This window comes from Streptomyces sp. NPDC017943, from assembly GCF_044328425.1.
GTDB classification, from domain to species: domain Bacteria; phylum Actinomycetota; class Actinomycetes; order Streptomycetales; family Streptomycetaceae; genus Streptomyces; species Streptomyces djakartensis_A.
Map to the genome: position 1 here is coordinate 153,723 of NZ_JBIRHH010000007.1, position 17,166 is coordinate 170,888.

A 17,166-nucleotide genomic window follows, 5' to 3' on the forward strand; every position below is an offset into this window, starting at 1 on the left:
GCTTTCTTACTCCTCGTCCTCGAGCCAGCCCATGGTCCGCTCGACGGCCTTGAGCCAGCTCTTGTACTCACGGTCGCGGGTCTCCGCGTCCATGCGGGGGGTCCACTCGGCGGCCCGGCGCCAGTTGGCGCGCAGGTCGTCGGTGCTGTTCCAGAAGCCGACGGCGAGGCCGGCGGCGTAGGCGGCGCCGAGGCAGGTGGTCTCGGCGACCATGGGGCGCACCACGGGGGCGTCCAGGAAGTCCGAGAGGGTCTGCATCAGCAGGTTGTTGGAGGTCATGCCGCCGTCGACCTTGAGGGCGGTCAGCTCGACGCCGGAGTCCTTGGTCATGGCGTCGGCGATCTCCCGCGTCTGCCAGGCGGTGGCCTCCAGGACGGCACGCGCCAGGTGCGCCTTGGTGACGTACCGGGTCAGGCCCGCGATGACGCCGCGGGCGTCGGAGCGCCAGTAGGGGGCGAACAGGCCGGAGAAGGCCGGCACGAAGTAGGCGCCGCCGTTGTCCTCGACCGACAGGGCGAGGGTCTCGATCTCGGCGGCGGTGGAGATCAGGCCCATCTGGTCGCGCATCCACTGCACCAGGGAGCCGGTGACCGCGATCGAGCCCTCCAGGGCGTAGACCGTCTTCTGGTCGCCGATCTTGTAGCCGACGGTGGTCAGCAGGCCGCTGTAGGAGTTGATGATCTTGTCACCGGTGTTCATCACCATGAAGGTGCCGGTGCCGTAGGTCGACTTGGTCTCGCCCTCGGAGAAGCAGGTCTGGCCGAACAGGGCCGCCTGCTGGTCGCCGAGCGCCGAGGCGACGGGGATGCCGCCGAGCAGGTCGCCCAGCTTGCCGCCCTTGATCTCGCCGTAGACCTCGGCCGAGGAGCGGATCTCGGGCAGGACCTGCCGGGGGACGCCGATCGACTCGCAGATCTTGTCGTCCCACTGCATGGTGTGCAGGTTCATCAGCATGGTGCGCGACGCGTTGGTGACGTCGGTGACGTGCTTGCCGCCGTCGACCCCACCGGTGAGGTTCCAGATGACCCAGGTGTCCATCGTGCCGAAAAGAATGTCTCCGGCCTCGGCCCGATCCTTGAGACCCTCGACGTTGTCCAGCAGCCAGCGCGCCTTCGGACCGGCGAAGTAGGAGGCCAGCGGCAGTCCGGTCTCGCGGCGGAAGCGGTCCTGGCCCACGTTGCGGCCGAGCTCGCGGCACAGGGCGTCGGTGCGGGTGTCCTGCCAGACGATGGCGTTGTGGACGGGCTCACCGGTCTTCCTGTCCCACAGCACGGTCGTCTCGCGCTGGTTGGTGATGCCGATGGCCTTGATGTCGTCCCGGGTGATGCCGGCCTTCTGGACGGCCCCGGCGACGACCTCCTGGACGTTGGTCCAGATCTCGTTGGCGTCGTGCTCGACCCAGCCCGGCTTCGGGAAGATCTGCTCGTGTTCCTTCTGGTCGACGGAGACGATCCGGCCGTCCCGGTCGAAGACGATGCAGCGGCTGGAGGTGGTGCCCTGGTCGATGGCGGCGATGAAGGGGCCGGCGGTGTGCGCGTCGGTCACTGTGTGCTCCTGGTCAGTACGGGTTACGGGGCTGTACGTACGGCGCGTGCTGGAGGTCTCGCGTCGGGCGCGGATCGCGCCTAGGCGAACGCGACGTTGTAGATGCCTGCCGCGATGGCACCGCCGATCAGCGGGCCCACCACGGGCACCCAGGCGTAGCCCCAGTCGGAGCCGCCCTTGTTGGGCAGGGGCAGCAGGGCGTGCACGATGCGCGGTCCGAGGTCGCGGGCCGGATTGATCGCGTACCCCGTCGGGCCGCCGAGGGAGAGGCCGATGGAGACCACCACGAGGGCGGTGATCAGAGCGCCGAGCGTGCCGAGGCCGTTGCCCTTGTCGTTCAGGCCCTGCGTGAGCACGGCGAGCACGAGCACGATCGTGCCGATGACCTCCGTGGCGACGTTCTGCCAGGCGACCCGGACCTCGGGGCCGGTGGAGAAGACGCCCAGCACCGGGCCGGCGCCCTTCTCCCGGGCCTCGACGGACTTGGCGGCGGCGGTGTCCTGGGCGCCCGGACCGCCGACGATCTCGCGGTCGGTGAGGTGGGCGTGGAACTGGCCGTAGTAGGCGATCCAGACGAGGGCCGCGCCGATCATGGCGCCGAGCACCTGCCCGGCCCAGTAGACCGGGACGTTCTTCCAGTCGCCGTCCTTGATCGCGATGCCGAGGGTGACGGCCGGGTTCAGGTGGGCGCCGGACAGCGGCGCCGTGGTGTAGACGGCCGTGAGCACCGCGAAGCCCCACCCGAAGGTGATGGCGAGCCAGCCGGCGTTGCGGGCCTTGGAGGCCTTCAGCGTGACGGCGGCGCAGACTCCGCCGCCGAGCAGGATGAGTATGGCGGTACCGAGGGTCTCGCCGATGAAGATGTCGGAGCTGGACACCCGCGACTCCTTTGTCCTTCGTCCAGGGGTGAAGTGCGATACCGGCCTGGCGTCGTCACACTCTAACGCGTATTGCCGGTAGCTGTTCGACAATGTCGACCGATGGACGGGAGTCTTGCTTCGGCGTTACGAGCACGTCAAGAGCTGTGTTGGCGAAAACACGATCGTTACTGATCGGCCCCGACTTATGGATCTTTGCCGCAGATGAGCGCGGGCATGCCGAACACCGGAGCGCCCCGCGGCGCCCCGGTCCTCCTCGTACGACGTCAGAACCGCCCGGCGCCCAGGTCGCGCGAGACCGCGCGGGCGCAGTCCCGCACCGCCGCGATCAGCTCGGGGCGCAGCGCCCCGTCCTCGTCCGGCCGGCACAGCCGCTCCACGGCGCCCGTGATGCCGACCGCGCCGACGGGCATGCGCCGCCGGTCGTGGATGGGCGCGGCCAGCGAGGCGACGCCCTCCCAGGTCTCCTCCACGTCCGCCGCGTACCCGCGGGCGCGGGTCAGGTCGAGGATGTGCTCGAACCCCTCCGGCTCGCAGACGGTCCGGTCCGTGAACGCCTTGCGGTCGGCCTCCAGGGCCTCGCTGTGCGCCACCGGGTCGTAGGCGGACAGCACCTTGCCCAGGGCGGTGGAGTGCAGCGGCTGCATGGCCCCTATCTCCAGGACCTGGCGGCTGTCGTCGGGCCGGAACACATGGTGGACGATCAGCACGCCCTGCTGGTGCAGGACGCCCAGGTAGACGCTCTCGCCGCTGGAGCGGGCCAGGTCGTCCGTCCACACCAGGGCGCGCGCCCGCAGCTCGTGGACGTCGAGGTAGGTGGTGCCCAGGCGCAGCAGCTCGGCGCCGAGCTGATAGCGCCCGGAGGCGTCGTCCTGCTCCACGAAGCCCTCCTGCTGGAGGGTGCGCAGGATGCCGTGCGCGGTGCCCTTGGCCAGGCCCAGCGACGAGGCGATGTCCGACAGGCCGAGCCGCCGCTCGCCGCCCCCGAGCAGCCGCAGCATCGCGGCCGCCCGTTCGAGCGACTGGATGTTCCGTGCCATCGCCGTACTGCCTCCGTCCCCATCGACCGCCGACGAGCGGCACTTCAGCCCTCGTTCGGCAATGCCGAACACTACCGGTCGTTGCCGACCTCTCGCTAATGCCCGGTCGCCCCCAGTTCTGTCACGTACGGCCGATCCGCCGCCCGGACGCCCCCTGGTGAGCCGTCCCGGCGGCATCGGCGTCCGCCCCGTGGACGCGCTGCCCATCCAAGCCCACGGGCGGTTACGCTGGCGCGGTGCGCCCGTCCCCGGAGTGCCTCCGGGAGCCGGGCAGCCGCACAAAAGCCGACAGCCGTCGCACCCGAGGGAGCCCTTTTCATGGCCTCGTTGCCGCCGACCCCTTCCGCAGACAGCCGGACCCGCGTGTCCGCCCTCCGAGAGGCCCTGGCCACCCGCGTGGTGGTGGCCGACGGGGCCATGGGCACCATGCTCCAGGCGCAGGACCCGACTCTGGAGGACTTCCAGAACCTCGAGGGCTGCAACGAGATCCTCAACGTGACGCGGCCCGACATCGTCCGGTCGGTCCACGCCGAGTACTTCGACGCGGGGGTGGACTGCGTCGAGACCAACACCTTCGGCGCCAACCTCACCGCCCTCGGCGAGTACGACATCCCCGAGCGCGTCGCCGAGCTGTCCGAGGCCGGTGCGCGGATCGCCCGCGAGACGGCCGACGAGTACACCCGGACCACGGGGCGGCAGCGCTGGGTCCTCGGCTCCATGGGTCCCGGCACCAAGCTGCCCACCCTCGGCCACACCACGTTCGGTGCCATCCGCGACGCCTACCAGCAGAACGCGGAGGGCCTGCTCGCGGGCGGCGCGGACGCGCTGCTGGTGGAGACCACCCAGGACCTCCTGCAGACCAAGGCCTCCGTCATCGCCGCCCGCCGGGCCATGGAGGCCACCGGCCACACCGTCCCGCTGATCGTCTCGGTGACGGTGGAGACGACCGGCACCATGCTGCTGGGCTCGGAGATCGGCGCGGCCCTGACCGCGCTGGAGCCGCTCGGCATCGACATGATCGGCCTGAACTGCGCCACCGGCCCGGCCGAGATGAGCGAGCACCTGCGCTACCTGTCCCGGCACGCGCGCGTCCCGCTGTCATGCATGCCGAACGCCGGCCTGCCCGTGCTCACCAAGGACGGCGCCCACTACCCGCTGACCGCGCCCGAGCTGGCCGATGCCCAGAGCACCTTCGTGCGCGACTACGGCCTGTCCCTGGTCGGCGGCTGCTGCGGCACCACCCCCGAGCACCTGCGGCAGTTGGTCGAGCGGGTACGGGAGACCGCGCCCACCGAGCGTTCCCCGCAGCCGGAGCCGGGCGCCGCCTCCCTCTACCAGACTGTGCCGTTCCGGCAGGACACCTCCTACCTGGCCATCGGTGAGCGGACCAACGCCAACGGGTCGAAGAAGTTCCGCGAGGCGATGCTGGAGGGCCGCTGGGACGACTGCGTGGAGATGGCCCGCGACCAGATCCGCGAAGGCGCGCACATGCTCGACCTGTGCGTGGACTACGTCGGCCGCGACGGCGTCGCCGACATGGAGGAGCTGGCGGGCCGTTTCGCCACCGCCTCCACCCTGCCGATCGTGCTGGACTCCACCGAGGTCGACGTCATCCGGGCCGGCCTGGAGAAGCTCGGTGGTCGCGCGGTGATCAACTCGGTGAACTACGAGGACGGCGACGGCCCCGAGTCCCGCTTCGCGAAGGTCACGGCCCTGGCCCAAGAGCACGGCGCCGCCCTGATCGCGCTGACCATCGACGAGGAGGGCCAGGCCCGCACGGCGGAGAAGAAGGTCGAGATCGCCGAGCGGCTGATCGAGGACCTGACCGGCACCTGGGGCATCCACGAGTCGGACATCCTCGTGGACTGCCTGACCTTCACGATCTGTACGGGTCAGGAGGAGTCCCGCAAGGACGGTGTGGCCACCATCGAGGGCATCCGCGAGCTGAAGCGCCGCCACCCGGCCGTGCAGACGACGCTGGGCCTGTCCAACATCTCCTTCGGCCTGAATCCGGCCGCCCGCATCCTGCTCAACTCGGTCTTCCTCGACGAGTGCGTCAAGGCGGGCCTGGACTCGGCGATCGTCCACGCCAGCAAGATCCTGCCCATCGCCCGCTTCAGCGACGAAGAGGTCAGCACCGCCCTCGACCTCATCTACGACCGGCGCGCCGAGGGCTACGACCCGCTGCAGAAGCTGATGCAGCTCTTCGAGGGCGCCACCGCCAAGTCCCTCAAGGCCGGCAAGGCCGAAGAACTCGCGGCCCTGCCGCTGGACGAGCGCCTCAAGCGCCGGATCATCGACGGCGAGAAGAACGGTCTCGAAGCGGACCTGGACGAGGCGCTGCAGACCCGCCCCGCCCTCGACATCGTCAACGAGACCCTGCTCGACGGCATGAAGGTCGTGGGCGAGCTGTTCGGCTCGGGCCAGATGCAGCTGCCGTTCGTGCTGCAGTCCGCCGAGGTCATGAAGACGGCCGTCGCGCACCTCGAACCGCACATGGAGAAGAGCGACGAGGCCGGCAAGGGCACCATCGTGCTGGCCACCGTGCGCGGCGACGTCCACGACATCGGCAAGAACCTCGTCGACATCATCCTGTCCAACAACGGCTACAACGTCGTCAACCTCGGCATCAAGCAGCCGGTCTCCGCCATCCTCGAAGCCGCCGAGGAACACAAGGCCGACGTCATCGGCATGTCCGGACTGCTGGTGAAGTCGACGGTGATCATGAAGGAGAACCTGGAGGAGCTGAACCAGCGCGGCCTGGCCTCCGGCTACCCGGTCATCCTCGGCGGCGCCGCCCTGACCCGCGCCTACGTCGAACAGGACCTGCACGAGATCTACCAGGGCGAGGTCCGCTACGCCCGCGACGCCTTCGAGGGCCTGCGCCTGATGGACGCCCTCATCGGCGTCAAGCGCGGCGTCCCCGGCGCCAAGCTCCCCGAACTCAAGCAGCGCCGGGTACGCGCCACCGCCTCCGCGCAGGTGGAGGAGCGCCCGGAGGAGGGGCACGTCCGCTCCGACGTCGCCACCGACAACCCCGTGCCCACCCCGCCCTTCCGCGGCACCCGCGTGGTCAAGGGCATCCAGCTCAAGGAGTACGCGAGCTGGCTCGACGAGGGCGCGCTCTTCAAGGGCCAGTGGGGTCTGAAGCAGGCCCGCACCGGCGAGGGGCCGACCTACGAGGAGCTCGTCGAGACCGAGGGCCGGCCCCGGCTGCGCGGCCTGCTCGACCGGCTCCAGACCGAGAACCTGCTGGAGGCGGCCGTGGTCTACGGCTACTTCCCGTGCGTCTCCAAGGACGACGACCTGATCATCCTGGACGAGCAGGGCAACGAACGCACCCGCTTCACCTTCCCCCGCCAGCGCCGCGGCCGGCGCCTGTGCCTGGCCGACTTCTTCCGCCCCGAGGAGTCCGGCGAGGTCGACGTCGTCGGCCTCCAGGTCGTCACCGTCGGCTCGCGCATCGGCGAGGAGACCGCCCGGCTGTTCGAGGCCGACGCCTACCGCGACTACCTCGAACTGCACGGCCTGTCGGTGCAGCTCGCCGAGGCGCTCGCCGAGTACTGGCACGCACGCGTGCGCTCCGAGCTCGGCTTCGCGGGGGAGGACCCGGACGAGATGCAGGGCATGTTCGAGCTGAAGTACCGGGGCGCCCGCTTCTCCCTCGGCTACGGCGCCTGCCCGGACCTGGAGGACCGGGCCAAGATCGCCGAACTGCTGGAGCCGGAGCGCATCGGCGTGCAGCTGTCCGAGGAGTTCCAGTTGCACCCCGAGCAGTCCACGGACGCCATCGTCATCCACCACCCGGAGGCGAAGTACTTCAACGCCCGCTGACGCCCGCCAGGCCCCTGCGCGCACCGGGACAGCCCCGTGCGGGCCGGTGTGCGCAGGGGCACTGCGGTACGACGAGGCACTTCCGTCGCACAGGACGTAGACTGGTCGGTCCACTGCAGGCCGGTTCCCCTCGTGGGAGCCGGCCTGATCGTCCCTCAAGGAGGTAGGTGGATGACCAGTACGGTCCCCGCGCTCGGCACCCGGACGGCCGAGGGGTCGGCCCTGCAGGCCGTGCTCCTCGACATGGACGGCACCCTGGTGGACACGGAGGGCTTCTGGTGGGACGTCGAGGTCGAGGTCTTCGCCTCCCTCGGCCACACGCTCGACGAGTCCTGGCGCCATGTCGTGGTCGGCGGCCCCATGACCCGCAGCGCGGGGTTCCTGATCGAGGCCACCGGCGCCGACATCACCCTCGACGAGCTCTCGGTGCTGCTCAACGACGGCTTCGAGAAGCGCATCGGCACCGCCCTGCCGCTGATGCCCGGCGCCGGACGGCTGCTGGCCGAGCTGCACGCGTACGAAATCCCCACGGCCCTCGTCTCCGCCTCCCACCGGCGCATCATCGACCGGGTGCTCACCTCGCTCGGCGCCCACCACTTCCGCCTGACGGTCGCGGGTGACGAGGTGGCGCGCACCAAGCCCCACCCCGACCCGTATCTCGCGGCCGCCGCCGGCCTCGGCGCGGACCCGGCCCGGTGCGCCGTCATCGAGGACACCGCGACGGGTGTCGCCGCGGCCGAGGCCGCGGGCTGCCACGTCGTGGCGGTGCCCTCCGTCGCACCGATCCAGCCGGCTCTGCGGCGCACGGTCGTCGGGTCCCTGGAAGAGGTCGACCTGCCATTTCTGCAGGGGCTGATGACGGAAATGCGCTAGGTGTTCACCCAGCGTGCAGCGCGGTTAGGGCAAGAATTCCGAAGGTGAATTCGAACCTCTCCGGATGACCGAATTCCCGTACCATCGAACCTGTTCCGGCGTGTGACGTTCCCCACGCGGATCGGGGTCGACAGGGGGACCGGCATGTGCTGAAGGCCCCCTCCGGGGGGCCGTCGGCGTGTCCTTGTGTCCCGATTGGTGGAACGCTGCACCAAAGCTTCCGCTGTCGGGTTTTCGGTGTGTCCACGCCCGGTTCCGCAGCGTGATGGGCGCTCAACTCCGGTGGCTGTCAACCCTCCTGCCGGCCCGGACTAATCTCAAGGCGAAGAACATCGCCCCATCCCGTGATCCGCTGCGCCACCCCTGCATGCCGGGTACACGGAGTCGACAGCTCTGGAGAAACTCGAGCATGAACCGCAAGACTTTGGTGCTGCCGGCCGTGATCGGCCTGCTCGCGCCGGTGCTCGCCGCCTGTGGCGGGTCCGACAGCGGGAGCGGGGACAGCGACGCGATCGTCGTCGGCACCACGGACCGGTTCACCGCCTCGAAGGAGGCCCCGGCGCCCCTGGACCCGGCGTACGCCTACGACGTCGGCACCTGGAACATCCTCCGCCAGACCGTGCAGACCCTGATGACCCAGCCGCGCGGCGAGGGCGAGCCGGTCCCCGAGGCGGCCGAGCGCTGCGGCTTCACCGACACCGGCAACGAGCGCTACGCCTGCACCCTGCGCGACGGTCTCAAGTTCGCCGGCGGCGACGCCGTCACCGCGGCCGACGTGAAGTACTCCATCGACCGCGCCCGCTCCCTGAAGGCCGACAGCGGCGTCTTCGCCCTGCTGTCCACCATCGACACCATCGAGACGCAGGGCGACCGCGAGGTCATCTTCCACCTCAAGACGGCCGACGCGACCTTCCCGTACAAGCTGTCGACGCCGGTGGCCGGCATCCTCGACCCGGACGACTACCCCAAGGGCAAGCTGCGCGACGGCTTCGACATGTCGGGCTCCGGCCCGTACACCTTCAAGCCCGTCGTCGAGAACAACGAGCTCGTGCGGGCCGAGTTCACCAAGAACCCCGATTACCAGGGGAGTCTGAAGGTGAACAACGACCGGGTCGACATGGTGTCCTTCAAGGACACCGACTCCATGGGCGAGGCCCTTAACAAGGCCGACATCGACGTGATGACGCGCAGCATGTCGCCCGAGCAGATCCGCAAGCTGTCCGGCGCCACGGACTCCGACATCGACCTCGTCGAGATGCCCGGCCTGGAGATCCGCTACCTGGGCTTCAACACCGACGCCCCCACGGTCAAGTCCAAGGCCGTGCGCCAGGCGATGGCCCAGGTCGTCAACCGCAGCGCCCTGGTCTCCAAGGTCTACGGCTCCCAGGCCGAGCCGCTGTACTCGCTGGTCCCGGCCAGCGTCACGGGCCACTCCAACTCGTTCTTCAACAAGTACGGCGAGCCCAGCGTCACCAAGGCCCGGACCCTGCTCAACCAGGCCGACATCACCACCCCGGTGAAGCTGACGCTGCACTACACGACCGACCACTACGGCCCGGCCACCAAGAAGGAGTTCGAGGTCCTGCGCGAGCAGCTGAACTCCAGCGGCCTGTTCCAGGTCGACATCAAGGGCACCCCCTGGGACACCTTCCGCCCGGCCGAGAAGAAGGGCGAGTACGACGTCTACGGCATGGGCTGGTTCCCGGACTTCCCCGACGCGGACAACTTCCTCGCCCCGTTCCTCGACGCCGACAACACCCTCGGCTCGCCGTACGCCAACAGCCGGATCCGCACCGACCTGATCCCGGAGTCCCGCCGCGAGGCCGACCGGCTGTCCGCCTCCTCCAGCCTGACGGACATTCAGGACATCGTCGCCGGCGACGTGCCCGTGCTGCCGCTGTGGCAGGGCAAGCAGTACATCGCCGCACGCGACGACATCACGGGCACCGCCTACGCCCTCAATTCCTCCTCCACGCTGCAGCTCTGGGAGCTCGGCCGAGGCGTGAGCGGCTGACGCAGCCCACTGGAACCCCGGGGCCTGTGACCGCGGCCCCGGGGAGCCGTGCCCGGAGCCGGGGACATGCTCCGGGCGATCTCGAGAACCGACGACAAGGCACACACGTGAACATACGCAACCAGTGGCCGGTCCTGCCGATCGTGGCGGGGCTGGCCTCCGGCCTGCTGACCGGCTGCGGTACGGAGACCGGGGACAGTGCGGGGGACGGCTCCAACGTGGTGGTGGGGATGTCCGACGACGTCCTGGCCACCGACCCCGCCTCCGGGTACGACCCGGGCTCCTGGCTGTTGTTCAACAACGTCTTCCAGTCGCTGCTCAGCTTCCCCAACGGCGCCACCGAGCCCCAGCCGGAGGCCGCCGAGAGCTGCGCCTTCACCGACACGCAGACCACGGTCTACAAGTGCACGCTGAAGGACGGCCTCAAGTTCAGCACCGGTGACGCCCTCACCTCCGAGGACGTCAAGTTCTCCTTCGACCGCATGCTGAAGATCAACGACCCCGACGGGCCGGCGATCATGTTCCCGATGCTGGAGAAGGTCGAGACCCCGGACGACCGGACGGTCGTCTTCCGGCTCAACACGGCGGACGCCACCTTCCCGAGCAAGATCGCCTCCGGCGCCGGCTCCATCGTCGACCACCGCTCCTACGACGCGGACGGGCTGCGCAAGGACGGCGAGGCCGTCGGCTCCGGCCCGTACCGGCTCGAGTCGATGGACGACCAGCAGGCCGTCTTCGCCGTCAACGAGAACTACAAGGGCACCGCCAAGGTGAAGAACACCGGTGTGACCCTCAAGTTCTTCAACGGCGACCAGGCCGCGCTCAAGCGCGCCATCCAGGACGAGGACGTCGACATCGCCTACCGCGGTCTCACCGCCGGCGACATCGCCGACATGGAGAAGGCCGACGACGGCACCGGCGCGGAGGTCGTCGAGGGCAGCAGCGCCGAGGTCCAGCACCTGGTGTTCAACATGGACCACCCGGTCGCCGGAAAGCTCGGCGTCCGCCGGGCCATCGCCCACCTGATCGACCGCGACGCCCTCATCCGGGACGTCTACCAGGGCACCGCGACCCCGCTGTACTCGATCATCCCGGCCGGTATCGCCGGTCACAACACGGCGTTCTTCGACCGGTACGGGGCTCGTCCCTCCACGGCCAAGGCCAAGGAGGCGCTGCGCGAGGACGGCATCACCGGCAAGGTGAAGCTCACCCTGTGGTCCACCCCGGTCCGCTACGGCCCGGCCACCGACCAGGAGCTGAAGGCCGTCGCCGGCCAGCTCAACGCGAGCGGCCTGTTCGAGGCGAGCGTCGAGTCCGTCCCGTTCGGCCAGTACGAGAAGGACATCGCCGCCGGCAAGTACGGCGTCTACGTCAAGGGCTGGGTGCCGGACTACCCGGACGCCGACAACTTCACCGCCCCCTTCTTCGGCAAGGGCAACGTGCTGGACAACAACTACGACAACAGCACGATCACCGGTTCGCTCGTCCCGCGCACCGCGGCCCTGACCAACCGCGGCGCGACCGACAGCGAGTTCGGCGAGCTGCAGGACATCGTCGCCGACGAACTGCCCGTCCTGCCCGTGTGGCAGGCCAAGCAGTACGCGGTCGTCCGCGACGGCGTCTACGGCCTGGAGTACTGCCTCGACGCCTCGACCGTGTTCCGCTTCTGGGAGCTGAGCAAGGACGACGCCTGACGCACACGCACGAGAAGGCCGCCCCCTGCTCCGGCAGGGGGCGGCCTTCTCGTCTCCCGGGTCCGGCTACTGCGCCCCGGGGCGCACCAGCCCGGACTCGTAGGCGTACACCGCCGCCTGGACGCGGTCGCGCAGGCCCAGCTTGGTCAGCACATGCCCGACGTGCGTCTTCACGGTGGTCTCGCTGACGAACAGGTCCGCGGCGATCTCGGCATTGGACAACCCGCGCGCCACCAGCTTGAGGACCTCGACCTCGCGGTCGGTCAGCGTGTGCAGGGTGTCCGGCACCGGCTCGTCGCCCGAGGGCAGGTGCGTGGCGTACTTGTCGAGCAGCCGGCGCGTGATGCTCGGTGCGAGCATCGCCTCGCCCGCGGCCACGACCCGGATGGCCTGCACCAGCTCGTTGGCGGGCGCGTCCTTCAGCAGGAAGCCGCTGGCCCCGGCCCGCAGCGCCTCCACGACGTACTCGTCGAGGTCGAAGGTCGTCAGCACCAGCACCTTCGCCGGGCCGTCGCGCCCGGGGCCGGTGATCTGCCGGGTCGCCTCCACGCCGTCCATCCGCGGCATGCGGATGTCCATCAGGACCACGTCGGGCTGCAGGGCCCGCACCTGGTCGAGCGCCTGGAGGCCGTCTCCGGCCTCGCCGACGACCGCGATGTCCTGCTCGGCCTCCAGGATCATCCGGAAGCCCGTCCGGAGCAGCGGCTGGTCGTCGACGAGTAGGACGCGGATGGCCACGTGAGTCTCCTTCGCTAGTCCGGCCCCATTCTGCCCTGCGCGGACCCGCCGGACTCAGCCGCCCTCACGGCAGCGGCTGCGCCGGCACCTCCGGCGCGCGCACCGGCAGCGGGTAGGGCGGGGGAGTGCCGCCGAACTCCGGGCAGTGCGCCTGGTGGTCGCACCAGCCGCAGAGCTTCGTGGGCCGCGGCCGCCAGTCGCCCGTCTCCGTCGCCAGCCGGATCGCGTCCCACAGCGCCAGCAACTTCCGCTCGACCCGCTCCAGATCGGCCGGCACCGGGTCGTAGGTCAGGACCTGTCCACTGCCCAGGTACACCAGCTGGAGCCGGCGCGGCACCACGTTCTTCAGCCGCCAGACGACCAGGGCGTAGAACTTCATCTGGAACAGGGCACCCTCGGAGTACTCGGGGCGCGGCGCCTTGCCGGTCTTGTAGTCGACGATGCGGACCTCGCCCGTGGGCGCCACGTCGACCCGGTCGATGATGCCGCGCAACCGCAGCCCCGACTCCAGCTCCGTCTCGACGAACAGCTCCCGCTCCGCCGGTTCCAGCCGGCTGGGGTCCTCCAGGGTGAACCAGCGCTCGACGAGCCGCTCGGCCTCGCCCAGCCAGCGCGCCAGCCGCTCGCCCTCGGGATCGTCGGCGAACAGCTCCCCGACCTCCGGCCGCGACTCCCGCAGCCGCTCCCACTGGCCGGGGATCAGCGACTTGGCGCGCGGCGGTGTGCGGTCGCCCGCCGGGGCGTCGAACAGGCGCTCCAGGACCGCGTGCACCAGCGTGCCCCGGGTCGCGGCCTCGCTCGGCTTCTCGGGGAGCCGGTCGATGACCCGGAAGCGGTAGAGCAGCGGGCACTGCATGAAATCGCTCGCGCGCGAGGGGGACAGCGAGGCGGGAGGTATGGCCGCGGCCCCGGTCACCAGCTCGCTCACGGCGGCGGTCTCGGCCGCGGCCTCCGCGACGGTCCTGACCGCCTCTGCCTCGGCCGCGGTGGGACCGGCCGCAGGCCCGGCCGCCGCCTCGGCGGCAGGGCCGGTCCCGGGCTGCGCGGCGCCCTCGGTGCTCGTCTCCATGCCCCAGACCATACGGCCCGGCACTGACAGTCACCCACCACCCGTTCGTGAGGGAAGCCGGCAGGGGAGGTCGACGTACGGGAAACACAGGGGTGCCGGGGCGGAACGCGCCCCGGCTGACGCATACCATCGACTCGAGACCCTCCCGTCCGGCAGGCGCGGGAGACGCTTCGAACGAGGGGACACCGGTGGACGAGAGCGGCGGGCGCGGGCAGCCGCGGTCCGGCAACGACGAGTCGGCCGACCGTCACACGGGGTCTGCGCCCCGGGCCACCGGCCGGCCCTCCGCCGACGAACGCGCCCCGGCCGAACGGCACGCCGCGGACGACCACACCGAAGCCGGCCACCCGGTCGCCCCGCAGGCCCGCCGGCCCGCCGGCCCACCCCACCCGGCCGATTCCGCGCCCGCCCCGGCGGATCCCCGGCAGCAGCCGCAGGCGTCCGCGCCCCAGCACCCCGCGACCGGCGACCCGGAGTCCCCTCCCACGTCGCCGGACCCCGCCCCCCGGACGGTGCCCGCCCGCCAGCAGACACCGAGCGGTCCCCCCGAGGCCGAAGGCCCGGCGGACACCCCGACCGGGGCCCCCGCCCCCGCCGCCCCCGCCGCCCCCGCGCCTGCCGACGACACCCCTGGCGCCCGCGACCCGCACGTCGACCTCGCGCCCGCTGACAACGCCCCCGGCACCCGCGACCCGCACGGCGCCCCCGCGCCCGCTGACGACGCCCCCGGCACCCGCGACCCGCACGGCACCCCGGCCACCCCCGAAGTTCCCGCGCCCGCTGACGACGCCCCCGGCACCCGCGACCCGCACGGCACCCCGGCCACCCCCGTCGTCCCCGCGCCCGCCGACGACACCCCCGGCGCCCGCGACCTGCACGGCGCCCCCGCCGCCTCCGCGCCCGCTGACAACGCCCCCGGCACCCGCGACCCGCACGGCACCCCGGCCACCCCCGTCGTCCCCGCGCCCGCCGACGACGCCCCCGGCGCCCGCGACCCGCACGGCGACCCCGCGCCCGCTGACGACGCCCCCAGCCACCCCGACCCGCACGGCGACCCGGCGGGCGGCCCCGTCGCTCCCGCCACCGCCGCGGACGGCAGCCGTACGCCGCAGGGCGACCTCCGGGCCGATGCCCCCCGCCCTGCGACCGACCTCCACAAGACCCCCGGGCCCGGGCCCGACGAGGGCGACGCCCACCCCGAGCGGGCCTACGCCGGCGGGGACCACGGCGGCCCCGGCGGCCGGGGCCCCGCCCCGCAGCGGCCGGAGCCCCGGGGTGGGCTGCTCATGGGCCGGCCCTTCGGCGTGCCCGTCTACGTCGCACCCAGCTGGTTCCTCGTCGCCGCGCTGATCACCTGGGTGTTCGGCGGTCAGCTGGAGCGCGTCCTGCCCGAGCTGGGCGCCGCCCGCTACCTGGTCTCCCTGTTCTTCGCCGTGGCCTTCTACGCCTCCGTGCTGGTGCACGAACTGGCCCACACGGTCGCCGCCCTCCGCTTCAAGCTCCCGGTCCGCCGCATCCAGCTCCAGTTCTTCGGCGGCGTCTCGGAGATCGAGAAGGAGGCCGAGACCCCCGGCCGCGAGTTCGTGCTCGCCTTCGTCGGACCGCTGCTCTCCCTCGTCCTGTCCGGCCTCTTCTACGCCGCCATGCAGACCGTGGAGCCGGGCACCGTCCCGGGCGTGCTGCTGGCCGGCCTGATGATCTCCAACCTCATCGTGGCCGCCTTCAACCTCCTGCCCGGCCTGCCCCTCGACGGCGGCCGGATGCTGCGCGCCGTGGTCTGGAAGCTCACCGGCAAGCCGATGACCGGCACCGTCGCCGCCGCCTGGGTCGGCCGCGCCCTCGCCGTGTCCGTGCTGATCGGGCTGCCCCTGCTCACCCAGTCCGGCGCCCTCGGCACCGAGGCCGTCGACAACGTCGGCATGGACACCGTCCTCGACGCCCTGCTCGCCGCGATCCTCGCCGCGATCATCTGGACCGGCGCGGGCAACAGCCTGCGCATGGCCCGTCTGCGCGAGCACCTGCCCGAGCTGCGCGCCCGCAGCCTCACCCGGCGCGCGGTCCCGGTCGAGGGCGCCACCCCGCTCTCGGAGGCCCTGCGCCGCGCCAACGCCGCCGGGGCCCGGGCTTTGGTCGTGGTCGACCCCGACGGCAAGCCCCTCTCCCTCGTGCGGGAGGCCGCCATCGTCGGCGTACCGGAGCACCGCCGGCCCTGGGTCGCGGTCAGCGGCCTCGCCCAGGACCTCACCGACGGCATGCGCGTCTCGGCGGAACTGTCCGGCGAGGAACTCCTGGACGCCCTGCGCGCCACCCCCGCGACCGAGTACCTGGTGGTGGAGGAGACCGGCGAGATCTACGGCGTCCTGTCGGCGGCCGACGTCGAGCGTGCCTTCGTCAAGGCGATGGCACGGCCGTCCTAGAGCCGTGCGCGGGCACCCGGGGGCCGTCCGGGTGGTCGGCGGCCCTCTCCGGGGCCGGTAGGCTGGTCACATGTCCGAACCGACCGGTGCCGCCCGCAGGCGCGGGCCCTTCAAGGTCGGGGACCAGGTTCAGCTGACCGACCCCAAGGGCCGCCACTACACGTTCACGCTCGAGGCCGGGAAGAACTTCCACACCCACAAGGGTTCCTTCCCGCACGACGAGCTGATCGGCGCTCCCGAGGGCAGCGTTGTCCGCACCACGGGGAACGTCGCCTACCTCGCGCTGCGCCCCCTGCTCCCCGACTACGTCCTGTCCATGCCCCGAGGGGCAGCCGTCGTCTACCCGAAGGACGCGGGGCAGATCCTCGCCTTCGCCGACATCTTCCCCGGCGCGCGCGTCGTGGAGGCCGGTGTCGGCTCCGGCTCGCTCAGCAGCTTCCTGCTGCGCGCCATCGGCGACCAGGGCATGCTGCACTCCTACGAGCGCCGCGAGGACTTCGCCGAGATCGCCCAGCAGAACGTGGAGCGCTACTTCGGCGGACCGCACCCCGCCTGGCAGCTCACCGTCGGCGACCTCCAGGACAACCTGTCCGACACCGACGTCGACCGCGTCATCCTGGACATGCTCGCCCCCTGGGAGTGCCTGGAGGCCGTCTCCAAGGCCCTGGTCCCCGGCGGCATCCTGTGCTGCTACGTCGCGACCACCACCCAGCTGGCCCGGACCGTGGAGTCCATCCGTGAGATCGGCTGCTTCAACGAGCCGACCTCCTGGGAGACCATGATCCGCAACTGGCACATCGAGGGCCTGGCCGTCCGCCCGGACCACCGGATGATCGGCCACACCGGCTTCCTGCTCACCGCCCGCCGCCTCGCGGACGGCGTCGAGCCGCCCATGCGCCGCCGCCGCCCCGCCAAGGGCGCCTACGGCGAGGACTACGCCGGCCCCAACGCCGACGGCGGCGCCGCCCGCTGAGGGCGCTCCGTCACCGCACCCAACGCACGGCCGCCGCGGCCGAGTTCCCGGGACCCCACCGGAACTCGGCCGCGGCGCCCTTTCGTTGCCG

At 71.4% G+C, this 17,166-nt stretch carries 10 protein-coding genes and 1 pseudogene; 6 read left to right on the forward strand and 5 right to left on the reverse strand.

Translation table 11 applies throughout. The features are described 5' to 3' along the window. Positions 1-6: 6 nt before the first annotated feature. From glpK to ACH4C6_RS23560, 3 genes are all read right to left on the reverse strand, one after another. A complete protein-coding gene (gene glpK, locus ACH4C6_RS23550; RefSeq protein ID WP_398110568.1) occupies positions 7-1,545 on the reverse strand; it encodes a glycerol kinase GlpK in 1,539 nt (512 codons plus the stop codon). A gap of 80 nt (positions 1,546-1,625) precedes the next feature. Next, positions 1,626-2,423: an MIP/aquaporin family protein gene (locus ACH4C6_RS23555; RefSeq protein ID WP_398110569.1), complete on the reverse strand. Its 798-nt coding sequence runs from the start codon at positions 2,421-2,423 to the stop codon at positions 1,626-1,628. A gap of 266 nt (positions 2,424-2,689) precedes the next feature. Next, positions 2,690-3,463 (reverse strand): IclR family transcriptional regulator, encoded by a 774-nt coding sequence (locus ACH4C6_RS23560; protein WP_383510860.1) that lies wholly within the window; start codon positions 3,461-3,463, stop codon positions 2,690-2,692. A gap of 318 nt (positions 3,464-3,781) precedes the next feature. Between ACH4C6_RS23560 and metH the strand changes: the two genes are divergently transcribed. The 4 genes from metH to ACH4C6_RS23580 all read left to right on the forward strand — a co-directional run bounded on the left by metH (position 3,782) and on the right by ACH4C6_RS23580 (position 11,878). Continuing rightward, positions 3,782-7,297 carry a methionine synthase gene (gene metH, locus ACH4C6_RS23565; protein ID WP_398110570.1) on the forward strand — a complete coding sequence of 1,172 codons (3,516 nt, stop codon included), beginning with the start codon at positions 3,782-3,784 and terminating at the stop codon, positions 7,295-7,297. A 171-nt stretch (positions 7,298-7,468) separates the two neighbouring features. Beyond that, on the forward strand, positions 7,469-8,170 hold the full coding sequence (locus tag ACH4C6_RS23570; RefSeq protein WP_398110571.1) for an HAD family hydrolase: 702 nt from the start codon (positions 7,469-7,471) through the stop codon (positions 8,168-8,170). A gap of 409 nt (positions 8,171-8,579) precedes the next feature. Continuing rightward, complete coding sequence (locus ACH4C6_RS23575) at positions 8,580-10,184, forward strand: ABC transporter substrate-binding protein (RefSeq protein ID WP_398110572.1); 1,605 nt, start codon at positions 8,580-8,582, stop codon at positions 10,182-10,184. A gap of 107 nt (positions 10,185-10,291) precedes the next feature. Beyond that, the gene (locus ACH4C6_RS23580) at positions 10,292-11,878 is read left to right on the forward strand and encodes an ABC transporter substrate-binding protein (RefSeq protein ID WP_398110573.1); all 1,587 of its coding nucleotides are present in this window, start codon (positions 10,292-10,294) and stop codon (positions 11,876-11,878) included. 66 nt (positions 11,879-11,944) lie between these two features. Here the strand turns inward: ACH4C6_RS23580 and ACH4C6_RS23585 are convergent, their stop codons facing one another. Both ACH4C6_RS23585 and ACH4C6_RS23590 read right to left on the reverse strand, forming a co-directional pair. Next, a complete protein-coding gene (locus ACH4C6_RS23585) occupies positions 11,945-12,616 on the reverse strand; it encodes a response regulator transcription factor (RefSeq protein ID WP_020141342.1) in 672 nt (223 codons plus the stop codon). Between the two features lie 14 nt (positions 12,617-12,630). After that, a pseudogene (locus tag ACH4C6_RS23590) lies at positions 12,631-13,685 on the reverse strand (RecB family exonuclease). An 872-nt stretch (positions 13,686-14,557) separates the two neighbouring features. Here ACH4C6_RS23590 and ACH4C6_RS23595 point away from each other — a divergent pair. Both ACH4C6_RS23595 and ACH4C6_RS23600 read left to right on the forward strand, forming a co-directional pair. After that, positions 14,558-16,102: a site-2 protease family protein gene (locus tag ACH4C6_RS23595; RefSeq protein ID WP_398110793.1), complete on the forward strand. Its 1,545-nt coding sequence runs from the start codon at positions 14,558-14,560 to the stop codon at positions 16,100-16,102. Positions 16,103-16,172: 70 nt separating this feature from the next. Next, positions 16,173-17,075, forward strand: a complete 903-nt coding sequence (locus tag ACH4C6_RS23600) for a tRNA (adenine-N1)-methyltransferase (protein ID WP_369198164.1) — start codon at positions 16,173-16,175, stop codon at positions 17,073-17,075. Positions 17,076-17,166 lie beyond the last annotated feature (91 nt).

Excerpts from the sequence above, each read along its gene's own strand:
- ACH4C6_RS23560 (WP_383510860.1), bottom strand. The coding sequence starts at position 3,463 with ATGGCACGGAACATCCAGTCGCTCGAACGGGCGGCCGCGATGCTGCGG.
- metH (WP_398110570.1), top strand. The coding sequence starts at position 3,782 with ATGGCCTCGTTGCCGCCGACCCCTTCCGCAGACAGCCGGACCCGCGTG.
- ACH4C6_RS23570 (WP_398110571.1), top strand. The coding sequence starts at position 7,469 with ATGACCAGTACGGTCCCCGCGCTCGGCACCCGGACGGCCGAGGGGTCG.
- ACH4C6_RS23575 (WP_398110572.1), top strand. The coding sequence starts at position 8,580 with ATGAACCGCAAGACTTTGGTGCTGCCGGCCGTGATCGGCCTGCTCGCG.
- ACH4C6_RS23600 (WP_369198164.1), top strand. The coding sequence starts at position 16,173 with ATGTCCGAACCGACCGGTGCCGCCCGCAGGCGCGGGCCCTTCAAGGTC.